This window comes from Halobacillus sp. ABA4_118 (genome assembly GCF_056160205.1).
This window is the reverse complement of record NZ_JBSWWS010000001.1, coordinates 1,867,205-1,882,500: the sequence shown is the minus strand read 5'-3', so window position 1 is coordinate 1,882,500 and position 15,296 is coordinate 1,867,205. Positions and strand designations below refer to the sequence as shown.

Sequence of the window (15,296 nt, the reverse complement as noted above, 5' to 3'; positions counted from 1 at the left end):
TCCCGTTAAAATGGCGCGCCCGAGAGGAGTCGAACCCCTAACCTTCTGATCCGTAGTCAGACGCTCTATCCAATTGAGCTACGGGCGCATTTTATAATAGCTTTGCGTTGAAAGCGACTTTTCTATCTTAACACGTTTCCGTGTCGATTGCAACAACTTTTTTAAAGAAATTAGTTGGTGCGGTCGAGAGGACTTGAACCTCCACGGGATTAACTCCCACTAGGCCCTCAACCTAGCGCGTCTGCCGATTCCGCCACGACCGCAGCATTATTATAATGGAATGCTGATCATGGTAATTAAAGTGCGGGTGGAGGGACTTGAACCCCCACGCCGTGAAGCACTAGATCCTAAATCTAGCGTGTCTGCCAATTCCACCACACCCGCAAATAAATGGTGAGCCATGAAGGATTCGAACCTTCGACCCTCTGATTAAAAGTCAGATGCTCTACCAGCTGAGCTAATGGCTCTAAAGAAAGGAATCTATTACACTTGAAAATGATTTGTTCTTTTTAAAAGCACAAGAACCATCATACATCTTATTGATAATGTTGTCCATCCTTTTTCCGAAGAAAAAATGGCTGGGCCAGCTGGATTCGAACCAGCGCATGACGGTACCAAAAACCGTTGCCTTACCGCTTGGCTATGGCCCAAAGATAATGGCGGTCCGGACGGGACTCGAACCCGCGACCTCCTGCGTGACAGGCAGGCATTCTAACCAACTGAACTACCGGACCCCTTAAAGGGTGATGCAAAGTGACCCGTACGGGATTCGAACCCGTGATACCGCCGTGAAAGGGCGGTGTCTTAACCACTTGACCAACGGGCCATTAAGAAAATGGCGGAGAAGGAGGGATTTGAACCCTCGCGCCGCTTACGCGACCTACACCCTTAGCAGGGGCGCCTCTTCAGCCACTTGAGTACTTCTCCGTAATGGCTCCAACGGTAGGATTCGAACCTACGACCGATCGGTTAACAGCCGATTGCTCTACCACTGAGCTACGTTGGAATAATGTCTCATTTCGTGCCGCTCGTTTATCGGCGACGTTTAATATCTTATAACATCCTGCCTGCAATGTCAAACCCTTTTTCGTGAAAAATTGTAGTTTCTTACGTTTTTTTGGTTGTTTTGTTAAGGCTTATTTAATTTAACATGTGAGAAGTCGTTCGTCAACACAATTTTTACTTCTTTTTTAAACGGCCTTTACATTTTCCGCAGTGATACTTTTTCGTATCCACCTTCTTCTTCCGCTGATAAGTCTGACCGCACTGGACACACTCATAATGGTGGAACCCTTTCTTCTTTTCAGAAGGCAGCTGCGCGCAGAATCTCGGAGAGTCTGTTTTATGTAAAAGATCTTTGAATTCAGGATCACCATGCCCAAAGCCTTTTCCTTCTATATGAAGGTGATAGTGGCAGAGTTCATGTTTGATAATCCCTTCTAATTCAGCACCATCCAATTCTACAACATACTTCGGATTGATTTCAATGGTTCTTTTTGAAGGAATGTACCGCCCGCCTGTCGTTCGAAGACGAGAGTTGAAGTATACATCATCCACAAATGGTTTGTCAAAATGTTTTTTGGATAATTGGTCCGTCCATGCTTCCAGCTGTTGTTGTGTCAAAGACTGCACAAGCACACCTCCCCTGTTCTGTGCATACTGTATCATACGTATTTAAAAAGAGGAACAGAAAGGAGCTGTCCGTCATGCCTTCCTGGCTGCAAGTACAGATGGAGCGTGCTTTCTTCAATAAAGATAAGTATCAGATCAAGCTGCTTAACCAGTGCTGGTACTATTATCAGCACCTCTATAAATAGAAATACCCGGAAGCCGCAGCTCCCAGGTATCCCTTTACGATTGAGGAATCATGGTCAAAGCAATCCTCTGCTTCTGGACATCCACCTTGTCCACCCATACTGTTACAACATCTCCAACAGAGACCATGTCCATCGGATGTTTGACGAATTTGTCAGCCAGTTTGGATATATGGACAAGCCCGTCCTGTTTTACTCCGATATCGACGAACGCACCGAAATCAACCACGTTACGAACGGTTCCTTCCAGTTCCATTCCCTCTTCCAAATCCTCCATGGAAAGGACGTTCGTCTTGAGCAGTGGCTTAGGAAGATCGTCACGTGGGTCACGGCCCGGCTGGATCAATGCCTTTTGAATATCTGTCAGCGTCAGCGTACCAATGCCGAATTCTTCCGAAGCGGCATTCAAGTCCATCTGCTTCAGCTTTTCACCCAATTGTCCATCCCCGAGGTCCTTACTTGTAAATCCAAGATTCTGAAGCAGCTTCCTTGTCGCCTGATAACTTTCCGGGTGGATCGACGTACGGTCGAGCGGTTCTTCTCCGTCCAGTACCCGGAGAAATCCGATACTCTGTTCGAACGTTTTCGCTCCGAGCCTTGGAATGTCCTTCAATTCTCTGCGTTTCGTAAACTTCCCGAGTTCCTCCCGCTTCTTCACGATGTTATTAGCCACCGTTTTACTCAAGCCGGATACATATTGAAGCAGGGAAGCAGAGGCTGTATTCACGTTTACTCCGACTTGGTTGACGGCCGTTTCTACAACAAACGTCAGGGACTCGTTCAATTTCTTCTGGGTAACATCATGCTGATACTGCCCGACGCCGATGGATTTAGGATCGATTTTCACCAGTTCCGCGAGTGGATCCTGGATTCGGCGGGCAATCGATACCGCGCTTCTTTCTTCGACTTGAAAATCCGGGAACTCTTCCCTGGCCAGCTTGGATGCTGAATACACACTGGCTCCCGCTTCGTTCACAATCATATAGGAAGCTTTCCAACTGTGCTTCTGGATCATATCACTAATGAACTGCTCTGTTTCTCGAGAGGCGGTTCCATTTCCAATGGCGATGAGCTCCATGTTGTACTGTTCCATCAATGACAGAAGTTTCTTTTCTGCGCCTTTGGTATCTTTTTTAGGTGCGGTTGGATAAATGACTCCGATATCGAGCACTTTTCCTGTTTCATCGATAACCGCAAGCTTACAGCCCGTACGGTATGCCGGATCAACTCCAAGTACAACCTTGCCTTTAAGCGGAGGCTGTAGCAGGAGGCTTCGCAGGTTGCTCGAAAACACATCAATCGCCTGCTCCTCAGCCACTTCGGAAAGAGAATTGCGGATCTCTCTTTCCACAGAAGGTTGAATGAGTCGTTTGTAGCTGTCCTGGATCGCGTCTGTCAGGATTCCTCTGAGTTCTCCGCCTGTTCCCCGCTTCACGACTTCTTTTTCCAGATACTGCGTAATACTGTCCTCAGGCGGTTGGACAGAAACCTTGATGATCCCTTCCTTCTCCCCACGGTTCATGGCCAGCACACGGTGGGAGGCGATGGAACGGACGGGCTCCTGGTAGTCGTAGTACATCTCAAAGACACCTTTTTCATCCTTGGCCTTGTCCTTCTCCGAAGAAGCGATGGTGCCTTTCTCATGCGTCTGCTTACGAATTCTTTCCCTGAATGCTGCGTCCTCTGATATCCATTCCGCCAGAATGTCATTCACACCTGCACGCACGTCTTCAACAGCCGGCAGCTCCTGTTCTTCGGAAATGTACGTCTGCGCCTCTGCTTCAAAGCCGAAAGATTCCTGCGCCCATACTTTAAGGGCCAGAGGTTCAAGCCCCTTTTCTTTCGCCACTGTGGCACGCGTCCTCCTTTTCTGCTTGTAAGGACGGTAAAGATCCTCCACCTTCTGGAGTTTTTCTGCTTTTTCTATGTCGGCTTTCAATTCATCCGTTAGTTTCCCCTGCTCATCGATCAAGCGAACGACTTCCTCTTTACGCTCAGCAAGGTTGACGGCATAATTCCACTGATCTTCAATGGTTTTAATTTGAACTTCATCAAGACCACCGGTCATCTCCTTACGATAACGGGCGATGAACGGGACGGTGTTCCCTTCGTTCAGCAGTTGAATCACCTGCTGGATAATTCCTTCTTTCAGCTTCATCTGTCCGGCTACTGACTGAATCAGCTCCGGACTGTTTTTCCAATCACTCAAAAAAAGACCTCCTTCAATGACGTCCCTCTTATTGTAACAAAACAACGAAGCGTTTACCTCGTTGTTCCAGGATGGTTCAACGAATTAAAAAATCCTTATTCCCGGATTCACACCGAAGAATAAGGATTTTTAATGGTAAACCATCGCGATCAGCGTTGTATCATCATCGCGGTTCTGTCCGTACACATTTTTGTACAAGGACGTAATCTCTTCCGCGTTTCGTACATGTGTGAGCTTTGAAGACAGGCGGCGGTCGTTCACTCCATCAGAGAACATCAAAAAAATCATCCCTTTCTGGATATTTCCGTGAGTAACCCGCAGTGACTTCGAATACCCGGATAAATAACCCGCCAGCGGGATATTCCGGTGGCGTGTACCGTCAGGGTCTACAGTAATGACTCCAATATTCCCGATGGAGGAATACGAATAAGTCATCGCATGGTAATCGATTTTCAAAATACCGAGCACCACCCCGCGTTTGCCGACCAGTACTTCATTGCATTTTTTTACAAGCGCCTCTACAGAAAGAGAAGGATGATCTTCTATGATTTCCATCACAGCTTTCGAAGACTCCCTGGCCATCTCTCCACTGCCGAGGCCATCAGCCAGTGCACAAAGGAACGCATCATCTGTTTCACGGTAAAAATAACTGTCGCCACAGTAATAATTTCCTTTTTTAGCTTTCTGGAAGACAGATAACTCCACCCGTTCGTTCCCCTTTTCCACTAGAACACCTCAACCGATTCCGACTGGAGAGCTTCCCTCAATTTACGCAGCGCCCGCCTTTGCAGCCGGGATACGTGCATCTGGGAAATGCCCAGCCGCTCACCTGTATCTTTCTGACTCATGTTTTCAAAATACGTGCATTGAAGAATCTCCTGTTCCCGTTCACTCAAGATCGGCAGCACCTTTTCGAGCAGCATCCGCTGATCGATATTGGAGTATCCTTCATCCTGATTCCCGATAAGATCGAGAATGGTTACAGTACTTCCATCTGAATCCGCTTCGATTTTACGGTCCACGGACAGGGCTTTGTAGCTTTTACCCATTTCCATCGTTTCCAGTACATCCTCTTCAGAGACTTCCAGGTATTCAGCAATCTCGAGGACAGACGGGGAACGCTGCTGGATATTCGTCAGCTCTTCAGCCGCTTTCTTTATCTTCGGCCCAAGTTCCTTAATCCGGCGTGGTACGTGCACACTCCATGTCTTATCCCGGATGAAGCGTTTAATCTCACCGATGATGGTCGGGATCGCGAACGATTCGAATGATTTTCCGAAATCCTTATCATACCTGCGGATCGCTGCCAGCAGGCCGAGCATTCCGACCTGAACGAGATCTTCATGGATCGTACTGTTCTTCGAATATTTACGGGCGATGGACTCTACAAGGTCCTTATAAACAAGGACCACTTTCTCCTGTACAGCCTCATCTTTTGGATTCTCCTGTAAGTAGGCAATCCATTCGTAAATTTCCTCATTGTGGTGTTGTGATCTGGTCGCCATTATGACCCACCCCGGTTTCATGGAGGTATTTCGTCATTAATACAATCACTCCATATTTACTGTTGATTTCGACTTTATCCATTAAGGCATCAATCAAAAACAGGCCAAATCCGCCTTCGCGGAGCTCTTCAATATCACCGTCCTGCTTATAAGGTCCGATGTCTTCTTTCACTTCACCAAGATTGAAGCTTCCGCCGTGATCGGCCACCATCACCTCGAGTCTGTCCTGATACACGCCGAAACCGATGGTGATTTCTCCTTCACCCGTTTCTTTGTAGGCATGTTTGACGGCGTTGGTGATCGCTTCTGAAATCGCCACTTTCAAATCTTCAATATCTTCATAGGAAAAGCCCATGCGGTTGGCAATCCCGGACGTGCTCAAACGCACGACTCCGATATATTCCGCTTTTGCAGGCACCTTCACTTCAACAAAATCAAATGGTTCCATCATTACATTCCACCTTGCACTGTAGAATCGATGTTCATAATTTCAGTCAGGCCGGTAATCTTGAACAGACGGTAGACACGGTCCTGCATATGAACGAGACGGAGCGTGCTGTCATGTTCTTTCGTCGCTTTCAAGGCACTGATAAAGACACCCAGTCCTGTGGAATCCATATAATTCACGTCTTGAAGATTCACTTCAACGACATCCTGTTCCTTCGTCAATGGAAGAAGCGTCTCTTTAAGCTGAGGTGCCGTGAATGCATCGACTTCACCGCCGAGCATCACGTTCGCCACGCCGTCATTCTTTGTTACATCTATCGATAAATTCATAAATATCCCTCCCGTGTTGCTGAAAAGTAACCTAAATAGCCAATACCCGGATCGATAAAACGTTAAACATTCCTTCTGAGAATGATCAACGTGAAATCATCACGCAGGTGGAAGTCCTGCAGGCGTTCAAAGTGCTTGTACACCTGGTCGACGATGCCCTGTGCCGGCAGATGAGAATACTGCTTGATAACGTGCAGCACTTCTTCCTGCTCGATAAAACGGTCGCCCGTCCGGCATTCTGTCACACCATCGGTCAAAAGGACGATCATATCGCCTTTTTCCACCTGTTTCTCATACTGGGTGTAGGTGATTTCAGGAGATACACCGAGAACAAGGCCCGGAGCATCGATTTCTTCAAATTCGTCCTTATCCTTATGATAATAAAAGCCCGGCTCATGACCGGCAGAAGCATAAGTAAACGTATGATTGTTGTTATTATACAAGCCATAGAACATCGTAATGAACATGCTTGCATCCACATTGCGTTCCACAACCCGGTTCAAGCTGCCCAGAATGACACTTGGATCAGTCTGCATCTCAGAGAAGCTGTCCATGGAATATTTGATCATGGACATGCATAAAGCGGCCGGCACGCCTTTTCCGATGACGTCAGCCACCGCAATACCCAGGCCGCCTTTGTTGTCGTGGACAAAGTGGTGATAGTCACCGTTCATCTGTTTCGCCGGTACACTGAGCGCCCCGACGTCCAGCTCATCAATGTCCGGCTTCACCGTAGACAGCAGTGTTTTCTGCATATTGGCCGCAACCGAAATTTCGGATTTCAGCTCCAGCTGCTTTTCACGCAGCGTTTGATACTCCTGATAGGCGAGACCATAGGAAATCATGGTTTCCAAAAGGAAATTCATCGATGTCTGTATATATTCCGGCATATCCGGGTATATTTCCTGTAATGATTGAATATGCACGTTAATAATTTCTTCTGGTGATATATTCTGCTGCATCGAGTATTTACTGAACTGCTCTGCCTGATACAGAGCCTGCTCATCTTTCGTAGTAATATACTCCTGCAGCAGCTCTTTGTAATTCTCCAAGTCGAGTTTCAATGTACTCATCGTTTATACCTCCTCTAACGGAGCCATTTCACAACCTTGATTTCCGTACCTTCCCCTACGCGGGAGATAATATCGAACTCGTCCATCAGCCGCTTTACCCCTGGAAGTCCTGCGCCAAGCCCCCCGGAAGTCGTAAAGCCGTCCTCCATAACTTGACTGATGTCCTGAATCCCAGGTCCTTCGTCCATGGCAACGATCCGGATGCCTTTTTTGTTCATATCCTCCAACGTTTCAAAACAGACTTTTCCGGTCCCTGCATATAAATAAATGTTTCTCGCTAATTCCGAGATGGCAGTGGCGATCCTTGCCTGGTCAACGGTGCCGAAGCCGATTTTTCTAGAGATGTCACGGCCCAGCTGCCTTGCTCCGACAATGTCCCACTCCTTTTGTATGTTTACACAGGATTGAAAATCCATACTCACTCCTCCAATTCCTGGCGAAGTTTAATCAATCCTTGTTCTAGATCTAATGCTGTAGGAACATCCTGCATATGAATGCCCAAATCAATCAGCGTCATGGCTACCGCAGGCTGAATTCCCGTCAGCACTACTTTTGCCCCCATCAAATCTGACATCGTCACGACATCGCCGAGTACTTTAGCAATAAACGAATCAATAATGTCGACAGAGGTCAGGTCAATGACGACACCTGTAGCTCCACTTTCATGGATTTTTTTCAACAGGTCTTCCTGGAACTGGATAGCCGTTTGATCATCAAGATCGATCTGGATGGAAATAAGCAGGTAATTATGAAGCTTTAATATAGGTATCCTCATTTGTTTCACTCCCCATCTAGCGAATCAATCAGTTTTTCAATATCCTGGTCATTGGAACGCGTGTCCTCAATCCGGCGGTTTGTCAGCTCAAGAGCTGATTGGAAGCCTTTACGAAGGGAACTCTTCGTCGGGAACTTCCCAAGGTCGATACCGAGGTTGACGATCGTCTGCGCAATTTCCGGACGGATACCGACAAGGATACAGCGTGAACCGATTAGACGGACCGCTTCTGCCGCCTGGATGATGTGATGCGCGACCATTGTATCGACAACCGGCACACCCGTGATATCGATCAGCACAACCTCTGCATTGTGTTTAATCACTCCATCAAGCAGGTTCTCCATGATCAGCTTGGCTCTTTCCGTATCAATCGTACCGATCAGAGGCATGATCGTAATGTTATCCATCACCGGTATCAGCGGTGCTGACAGTTCCTGCAGAGCGACCCGCTGCAGGGATACGATGTGCTCCCAGCTGCCCGAGTACTCATTGACGAGGCGGTTGATGATCGGATCCACCCATCCATCCACCTCCCGCAGAATTTCGGAAAAATGGTCAGAATTGACCTTTTCCGACTGCTTGAGTATAAAATCGGTTACAACGCGGCGGAATACCTGCATGCCGTCCGTCAGGTAGCTCAAAGGCCAGCCTAGATTAATGAGGCGTTCAGAGAAATCATCCAGATCCGAGGACAATCCCTGTTTTTCAATGCTTGAGAAAATGACATTCACAAACTCCCGGTTCGTATTCTCAAACATTTCCTCAGAAATCGTTGATGTATAATCATTCTTTTTATGAGCGTCAACTTCCTTCAACCACATATTGACAATATCGTCACTGTGTTCCAGCACTACGTTTTTTAATCGTTCATCCATTATCGAACCCTCCGCCATTGATACCATTTCATATTTTCCAACTGCTGTTTTTGCTATCTGGGTATAATGTTAACAAAAAAGGCCGGGTAATTACACCAATCCGTTTGTAAAAAAAACATGCCAACAACAATACCCTTTGTATTTCTATTATAAACTACATTCGACAAAAAAAATAAAGCCGCCTGCATACGAGGCAACTTTATTTTAACAAAAAGAAAAAAGATAAGTTAGAAGTCGATCAAACCGAGGCTGACCTGCAGGGATTTATTCACCTGCTGCATCATCGGTTCGTCCAATTGGGTGATCTTGTCGGTCAAACGCTGCTTGTCAATCGTTCTGATTTGCTCCAATAGGATCACAGAATTTCGCTCGAACCCATATTTTTCTGCATTGATTTCAACGTGAGTAGGAAGTTTGGCTTTTTGTATTTGCGCTGTAATCGCAGCAATAATTACGGTCGGGCTGAAGCGATTACCAATGTCATTCTGAAGGATGAGTACAGGACGAACGCCGCCTTGTTCGGATCCCACAACCGGGGACAAATCAGCGAAATAAACGTCACCTCGTTTGACTATCACAGGCTTCACACCCCGCTCACTAATTGCTCCAGGGTGTGTTCGGCCTCCTCTTCAGCTTGAAACGCTTCTGAAGCGATGTTTAAATTAATTTTCGCCATTTCCATATAACCTCTTCGCATTGATTCCCGAATATGACGTTGTTTTTTCTCACGCAAATACATTTTAGTAGCTTGACACATGAAATCGCTCCGATCACTGTTATCGAGTTGAATGAAGCCATCCACTTCATTGAGTAGGTTATCCGGAATCCGGATGACAATCTCCTGCATGCTGTCGGACAAAACCATACACCTCCACCATCTTCTCTCAAAAGAAACCAGTCAAATAGTCCACTCTAATCTTATCAAACGGGAGTGTCCATTGCAAAGGCGTGTTGGAATTTTTTTGTGTTTTGTGCAGCTTTCTATCCTTACATCGGGAGATTTGTCTTGCACCTGTTCCTTCCTGTCACAACGTATTTCTTACTTCGATGGTCTTCCCGTCCTTCCGGTATACACGGGGGACCCTGCGGCTGATGATGCAGGGAATTTCGTAATTGATGGTATCCAGATAGTCAGCCACTTCATCTGTCGTTACTTCGCCATTCCCCTGTTTACCAATTAAGGTAACCTTTGTCCCTATAGGATATTCCTGATCCAGCCGAATCATGAATTGATCCATGCAGATTCTTCCGACAATCGGATGACGTTTCCCGTCGACAAGGACTTCCATGCCCTGCAGCCGGCGGATCCAGCCATCGGCATAACCCAATGGAACGGTTCCGATCCATTCCTCTTTATCTGTTGTATACGTCGCTCCGTAGCTGATCGATTCCCCCGGTCCCACCTGCTTCACGTGAACCAGACAGCTGGTCAGGGAAAAGGCAGGTGTCAATTCTATCGGGCGTCCCTCTTTCACATCTGCGGATGGATATAGTCCGTACATGCTGATCCCGAAACGGACAAAGTGGTCCATCCGCTCTGGAAAACGCATGCTTGTCGCACTGTTACTCGTATGTATTTCGACATCTTCCGGCCAAACCCTCTTAAAATGGTCCATCAATCGCTGAAATTCGTCCGCCTGCCTCTGATAATAGCTCGTATCCTCATCATCTGCCGTGGCAAAATGGGTGAAGATTCCTTTCAGCCGGAACATATCTTCTGCTTTAACGGCTTCAAGGACGGCGTCCATTTCTTCCGTGTCACGGACTCCGATTCTTCCCATACCTGTATCGAGCTTCAAATGAATCGACAGCGGCTTCGGGCATGCGTCCGTCTGCACGTGATGCAGCCATTCCTTCTGGAAAACCGTGACGGTAATGTCGTTCGCTGCCGCCAGCGGAGCGTCTTCCGGACGCGTCCATCCCATTACGAGAAGGGGAGCCTCAATGCCCGCGTCCCGAAGTTTGAGCGCTTCATCCATAATCGCAACCGCCAGTCCACCTGCTCCCGCACGCAGGGCCTCGGCAGCGACCTGTACGTCGCCGTGCCCGTAAGCGTCCGCTTTGACGACCGCGTAGATCCCCGTCCCAGGGTGAAGCCTCTGTCTCAACTGCTGAATGTTTGCTTCAATGGCGGATAAATCAATTTCTGCTATCGAATCTCTGTAGTATCTATCCTGCTGCACCTTGCCCGCTCCTCTCCTTTAGCTATCCTATTATTATTGAGCGGAACATTCCTCCCTGTCAAATGGACACCTCCTTTCCCATACCAAACATCCGCAGAGCGCTTTCTGCGGATGTTTAAGTAAGAAAATAAAAGCAGACGAGGACGCCTGCTCCACTTTCAACTATTTCACCATAGCCCCATGGTTGATCGAACTGGCAACGGAGACCATTTCTTCCTGGGTCAGCTCATTACTTGCAAGCTGGTAGGTCGTTCCGTTATGACTCCACTCCAGACGGTTGTGCTCTAGCGCAGCAATGACACCGTCATCCAGCTGCACCGGATCTCCGTTCACGTGGACAGAATACCCGGCACTGGCCGGCTGCACTTCTGCCTTTTCCTGAACGAGTGTGAAGTTTTTCTCTCCGGCATATGTCATGATCATGCGTTTGCCGTCATCTGTCTTTACTTCGCGTTCTTCCGCAAGCTCTGCACCGAAGGTTTCCTGTGGGTACAGCACTTCCTCAAGCTCTTCTTCCGCCCCATCCATATTCGCTACTGGAGCCTCAGCCGGAGACATCGCCATATTCTTGTCTACATCGAAATCTTCTTTTTTCAGCGAGTCATCTTTTGTGAAATTCGCAAAAGAGACCTCCACGAGCGCATTCATATCCTGATCGAAAACTTTGACCATAACCGGCTGGTAGGATTTTTTATCGAAATAAATTTCCTGATAAGGGAGTGTTTTGTTGTTTTGATAGTTGGTTTTCGTCTTGAATTTAAAATAGTTTTCGGTTGCGGTGAATTCGGCTTCCGGGTCGGCCTTGATATCATTTAAAAGAGAAGCGAATAAATAGGGCTGACTTGTATTCTGCGGCCAGTCACTCTGGAATTTGAAACTCTTATTCAAAGCCGGAGTGAGGACATAGACGCCGGTATCGTTTTTCAGAATGACCTGACTTCCCTTTTCGTCCTGATCATTCTGAAGTTTCACGCGGTAGTAATCATCTTTCTTGTGCCATACTTGAATATGGTACTTCTGCTCTTCCTTGCCTGTGCGCATCTTCATGTTTGCTTCCGTTTTATAACCCGCCATCTCTTCTGTCTGCTTCTCAAGCTTCTTGACTACGTCCTCTTTTGACTGGGAGCCGCACGCGGTCAGAGCCCCCAGGATGAACAGGCTGAATAAAAGGATCAGAAAACGTCTTTGCATCAGACTCCACTCCTTTGTCTCTACTTATGGACAAAGGGAACGTTAAGTTATGGATGAAGAGAGTGTACGAAAGGTTCCGGGCAGGCCTTCTATTACATCGGTGGCCAGCAGATCCACTTTCGACCGTCCCTGCTGCACGAGCTGATCGGCGGTATGGCCGTGCAGGACACAGCCGCTGCTGAGTCCGTCCAACATGGATTGTGACTGCATCAGCATCGCCAGCAGGATGCCGGCCAGGGCGTCCCCACTTCCACCCTTGGCAAGGCCCGCATTCCCCGTGGTATCGACACGCTGCCGGCCGTCAGGGGCGGTAATGATCGTTGCCGGCCCTTTCAAGACGAGGTAAACCCCATGCCGGCGCGCGAAAGCTTCAGCCAGGGAGAACGGAGAAAGCAGCACGTCCTTGATCGATCGCCCGGTCAGATGAGCAAACTCTCCCGGATGTGGAGTGAGGATGGTCGGTTCCTGCCTCTTTTCCACTTCCCCAAGAAAGTCTTTCAGCACATACAACCCGTCCGCATCAATCAGCAGCGGCCCTTTAGTATGAGTGACCACACGACGGATCAACGCCTGGGCCTCTGCTCCCCTGCCGATGCCCATACCGGCCGCTACACCATCATAGGTGGAGAGGTCCATTGTCTCCCTTTCCACAAAAGTGGCCTCCTGGACATAAGGGGATATGGACGGAACCGCTCCTTCCTCCGTGGCGATGGCGATCAGCCCGGCCCCACTTCTAAGGGCCGCCCGCGACGTCATCGCTGCAGACCCAGGCATCAACATAGACCCTCCGATGACCAGACCTCTGCCATGGGAACCTTTATGCGAATGATCATCACGGGAAGGGAGCGTCCGTTTCACATCCTCCACCGTCCACATGCTCCGGCGCACGGCAGGAGCAGCCTGTGGCGGAATACCGATTTCAACGACGGACCACTGCCCGTACCAGGGCTGTGTATGCTGGAGAAACGCACTCAGTTTCGGAGCTTCAATCACCGAGGTGTAATCAGCTTTGTATGCTGTGAATTCCTCTACTCCTTCATCCGCAGGAACGCCGGTTGGGAGGTCGACGGCAAGACGAAGTAGAGAAGCTTCATTACAGTGCTGGACGATTTGTTTATAAGGGTCACGCAGATCACCCTGGACGCCGATGCCGAGCATGGCATCAATGGAAACATCCGCACGCAGCAGGTATCCTTCCGCGTCTTCCACATCCGTCCATTTTTTCACTGTGTGACCGGAAGCTTGGAAGATCTGCTTATGCACGGCGGCGTCTCCCTTAATTTTCTCGTCCGGAACGACCTGCACAGCCTCAGCCGTGTACCCAAGGTTCAAAAGGGTACGCGCAATCACAAATCCGTCTCCTCCATTGCTTCCCGCACCGATCCATACGATGATGCGGTCCGATTTCTGCATGTGTTTAACCAGATCATAGGCGGTCGCACGTCCGGCATTCTCCATGAGCATGGATCCTGCCAGTCCGGCTTCCGCTGCAGCCTGATCCCGTTCGTACATCTCTTGTGCGGTTACAATATCCAACTCGTTCCCTCCTACCCGCATTACATGTTATGAGACAAGCGGTTCAATTATGTCTTGCCTGTCTATTCCCGGCCGCTCTCTTCCAAAACCACCTGGGCGACCGCATGAGTCCGGCTGTGGGTGATCGATACCCAGATGTGGAAGGATTCAAAGCCCTTGACGGTCATCTGCGGGGCGCCTTTTTCCGATGGCAGAATTTCCATATCCTGAAAACCGAGAGCTCCGATGCCGGTCCCAGCCGCCTTTGAGAAGGCTTCTTTGGCAGCGAAGCGCCCGGCGGCAAACTCCGCCTGACGCTGTTCTTTAAGGTTATGACAGCGCTGATATTCATTTTCCGTTAATATTCTTTGAACAAAGCGCGGCTGACGCTTTATACTTTGTTTAATACGATCGATTTCAACCATATCGATTCCGATTCCTCTGATCACACAGCATCTCCCTTTTCCTTATTCATCTACCACCAGTATACCCGAACGTACCTTTGTTAAAAAAAGAATACGCAGACGGTGGTGGGACTACACTTTTAGATAACAAGACATCACAAAGGAGACGAATGTCATGTTTTTACGAACAGAAAGCTTCAAAGAGTTTCTGAGATTTTATCCAGTGGTTTCTGCGCTTGTCGGAATCCATTTTGCGTTATGGCTGCTTGCGGATTTCCTTCAGCTTGGTTTTGCTGTCGACTTGAAGCAGTGGGGCATCGGCGTGAACGTACTCGTATTAAATGGAGAGTACTGGAGGCTGATCACCCCCATCTTTCTGCATGCCGGCTTCATGCACGCCGTATTCAATTCCTTCTCCCTCGTCCTGTTCGGACCTGCGCTTGAACAGATGCTCGGCCGCGTCCGGTTTATCGTCATGTACCTGGCCGCCGGTATTGCCGGGAACATCGGGACATTTATCGTAAACCCCGATGCTTACTACGCGCACCTCGGTGCATCCGGAGCCATCTTCGGGATTTTCGGGGTGTATCTGTTTATGGTGCTGTTTCGGAAGCACTTCATCGATCAGGCCAATGCACAGATCATCATCGTCATCTTCGCTCTCGGGCTTTTCATGACGTTCACCCGTCCGAACATCAACGTGCTCGGCCATCTGTTCGGTTTGATCGGCGGCTTCGCCATCGCCCCTGCCATCTTAAAAAACGCCCGTCCCTTTTCCCTATGGCAGATCCGCACCCGTCATTCCCGCCGGGACAGTGATGAGATTTCCTTCGACCCCAACCGGTGGAAAAAACGACGGTTCGGCCGTGGAGGGATCGGAAAATATGTATTGTGGGGCATTATCATTTTCCTCGCCTTGTTTGCGCTTGTGAACCGATCCCTTTAATTCGTGCGCCGGACCGCTCCCTTGAAACA

The 15,296-nt window shown here is 48.6% G+C and carries 18 protein-coding genes and 10 tRNA genes (1 of these 28 cut by a window edge); 2 read left to right on the top strand and 26 right to left on the bottom strand.

The window, feature by feature from the left end:
- The 11 genes from ACXAGL_RS09425 to ACXAGL_RS09375 all read right to left on the bottom strand — a co-directional run.
- Positions 1-5: transfer RNA gene (locus ACXAGL_RS09425), tRNA-Pro, on the bottom strand (it extends 72 nt beyond the left edge of the window).
- A gap of 6 nt (positions 6-11) precedes the next feature.
- A tRNA-Arg gene (locus tag ACXAGL_RS09420) sits at positions 12-88 on the bottom strand.
- Between the two features lie 87 nt (positions 89-175).
- Positions 176-263, bottom strand: a tRNA-Leu gene (locus ACXAGL_RS09415).
- 39 nt (positions 264-302) lie between these two features.
- Positions 303-384, bottom strand: a tRNA-Leu gene (locus tag ACXAGL_RS09410).
- 7 nt (positions 385-391) lie between these two features.
- Positions 392-467 (bottom strand) — tRNA-Lys (locus ACXAGL_RS09405).
- Between the two features lie 108 nt (positions 468-575).
- Positions 576-650: transfer RNA gene (locus ACXAGL_RS09400), tRNA-Gln, on the bottom strand.
- A 7-nt stretch (positions 651-657) separates the two neighbouring features.
- A tRNA-Asp gene (locus ACXAGL_RS09395) sits at positions 658-734 on the bottom strand.
- A 20-nt stretch (positions 735-754) separates the two neighbouring features.
- A tRNA-Glu gene (locus ACXAGL_RS09390) sits at positions 755-826 on the bottom strand.
- A gap of 10 nt (positions 827-836) precedes the next feature.
- A tRNA-Ser gene (locus ACXAGL_RS09385) sits at positions 837-927 on the bottom strand.
- 4 nt (positions 928-931) lie between these two features.
- Positions 932-1,006 (bottom strand) — tRNA-Asn (locus ACXAGL_RS09380).
- A 173-nt stretch (positions 1,007-1,179) separates the two neighbouring features.
- A complete protein-coding gene (locus tag ACXAGL_RS09375) occupies positions 1,180-1,632 on the bottom strand; it encodes a SprT family protein (protein WP_474990909.1) in 453 nt (150 codons plus the stop codon).
- A gap of 74 nt (positions 1,633-1,706) precedes the next feature.
- Between ACXAGL_RS09375 and cmpA the strand changes: the two genes are divergently transcribed.
- Positions 1,707-1,817 carry a cortex morphogenetic protein CmpA gene (gene cmpA, locus ACXAGL_RS09370; RefSeq protein WP_474967199.1) on the top strand — a complete coding sequence of 37 codons (111 nt, stop codon included), beginning with the start codon at positions 1,707-1,709 and terminating at the stop codon, positions 1,815-1,817.
- Between the two features lie 34 nt (positions 1,818-1,851).
- On the opposite strand, the gene ACXAGL_RS09365 is transcribed toward cmpA, so the two are convergent.
- From ACXAGL_RS09365 to acpS, 15 genes are all read right to left on the bottom strand, one after another.
- Complete coding sequence (locus tag ACXAGL_RS09365) at positions 1,852-4,023, bottom strand: Tex family protein (protein WP_474967198.1); 2,172 nt, start codon at positions 4,021-4,023, stop codon at positions 1,852-1,854.
- A gap of 129 nt (positions 4,024-4,152) precedes the next feature.
- Entirely contained in the window at positions 4,153-4,728 is a 576-nt protein-coding gene (locus ACXAGL_RS09360) for a SpoIIE family protein phosphatase (RefSeq protein WP_474990907.1), read from the bottom strand.
- Between the two features lie 20 nt (positions 4,729-4,748).
- Positions 4,749-5,528, bottom strand: coding sequence for an RNA polymerase sigma factor SigB (sigB, locus tag ACXAGL_RS09355; protein ID WP_027956778.1), 780 nt, complete (start codon positions 5,526-5,528; stop codon positions 4,749-4,751).
- The gene (rsbW, locus tag ACXAGL_RS09350) at positions 5,500-5,976 is read right to left on the bottom strand and encodes an anti-sigma B factor RsbW (protein ID WP_474970330.1); all 477 of its coding nucleotides are present in this window, start codon (positions 5,974-5,976) and stop codon (positions 5,500-5,502) included. The genes sigB and rsbW overlap by 29 nt, the downstream gene beginning before the upstream one ends.
- A 2-nt stretch (positions 5,977-5,978) precedes the next feature.
- Positions 5,979-6,305, bottom strand: a complete 327-nt coding sequence (locus tag ACXAGL_RS09345; RefSeq protein WP_474972230.1) for an STAS domain-containing protein — start codon at positions 6,303-6,305, stop codon at positions 5,979-5,981.
- A gap of 62 nt (positions 6,306-6,367) precedes the next feature.
- The gene (locus tag ACXAGL_RS09340) at positions 6,368-7,378 is read right to left on the bottom strand and encodes a SpoIIE family protein phosphatase (protein ID WP_474967195.1); all 1,011 of its coding nucleotides are present in this window, start codon (positions 7,376-7,378) and stop codon (positions 6,368-6,370) included.
- A gap of 14 nt (positions 7,379-7,392) precedes the next feature.
- The gene (locus tag ACXAGL_RS09335) at positions 7,393-7,794 is read right to left on the bottom strand and encodes an anti-sigma regulatory factor (protein WP_474990905.1); all 402 of its coding nucleotides are present in this window, start codon (positions 7,792-7,794) and stop codon (positions 7,393-7,395) included.
- 2 nt (positions 7,795-7,796) lie between these two features.
- Complete coding sequence (locus ACXAGL_RS09330; protein ID WP_027956783.1) at positions 7,797-8,153, bottom strand: STAS domain-containing protein; 357 nt, start codon at positions 8,151-8,153, stop codon at positions 7,797-7,799.
- Positions 8,154-8,158: 5 nt separating this feature from the next.
- Positions 8,159-9,028 carry an RsbT co-antagonist protein RsbRA gene (locus tag ACXAGL_RS09325; protein WP_027956784.1) on the bottom strand — a complete coding sequence of 290 codons (870 nt, stop codon included), beginning with the start codon at positions 9,026-9,028 and terminating at the stop codon, positions 8,159-8,161.
- Positions 9,029-9,255: 227 nt separating this feature from the next.
- Complete coding sequence (locus ACXAGL_RS09320) at positions 9,256-9,606, bottom strand: type II toxin-antitoxin system PemK/MazF family toxin (RefSeq protein ID WP_027956785.1); 351 nt, start codon at positions 9,604-9,606, stop codon at positions 9,256-9,258.
- A 5-nt stretch (positions 9,607-9,611) separates the two neighbouring features.
- Positions 9,612-9,893 (bottom strand): CopG family ribbon-helix-helix protein, encoded by a 282-nt coding sequence (locus ACXAGL_RS09315; RefSeq protein WP_027956786.1) that lies wholly within the window; start codon positions 9,891-9,893, stop codon positions 9,612-9,614.
- A 160-nt stretch (positions 9,894-10,053) separates the two neighbouring features.
- A complete protein-coding gene (gene alr / locus ACXAGL_RS09310; RefSeq protein WP_474990903.1) occupies positions 10,054-11,211 on the bottom strand; it encodes an alanine racemase in 1,158 nt (385 codons plus the stop codon).
- Positions 11,212-11,373: 162 nt separating this feature from the next.
- A complete protein-coding gene (locus ACXAGL_RS09305) occupies positions 11,374-12,402 on the bottom strand; it encodes a LolA family protein (RefSeq protein WP_474967192.1) in 1,029 nt (342 codons plus the stop codon).
- Positions 12,403-12,444: 42 nt separating this feature from the next.
- Positions 12,445-13,938: an NAD(P)H-hydrate dehydratase gene (locus ACXAGL_RS09300; protein WP_474990901.1), complete on the bottom strand. Its 1,494-nt coding sequence runs from the start codon at positions 13,936-13,938 to the stop codon at positions 12,445-12,447.
- Between the two features lie 62 nt (positions 13,939-14,000).
- A complete protein-coding gene (gene acpS / locus ACXAGL_RS09295) occupies positions 14,001-14,366 on the bottom strand; it encodes a holo-ACP synthase (RefSeq protein ID WP_474967190.1) in 366 nt (121 codons plus the stop codon).
- A 130-nt stretch (positions 14,367-14,496) separates the two neighbouring features.
- On the opposite strand from acpS, the gene ACXAGL_RS09290 reads away from it, so the two are divergent.
- A complete protein-coding gene (locus ACXAGL_RS09290) occupies positions 14,497-15,267 on the top strand; it encodes a rhomboid family intramembrane serine protease (RefSeq protein WP_474972234.1) in 771 nt (256 codons plus the stop codon).
- Positions 15,268-15,296 lie beyond the last annotated feature (29 nt).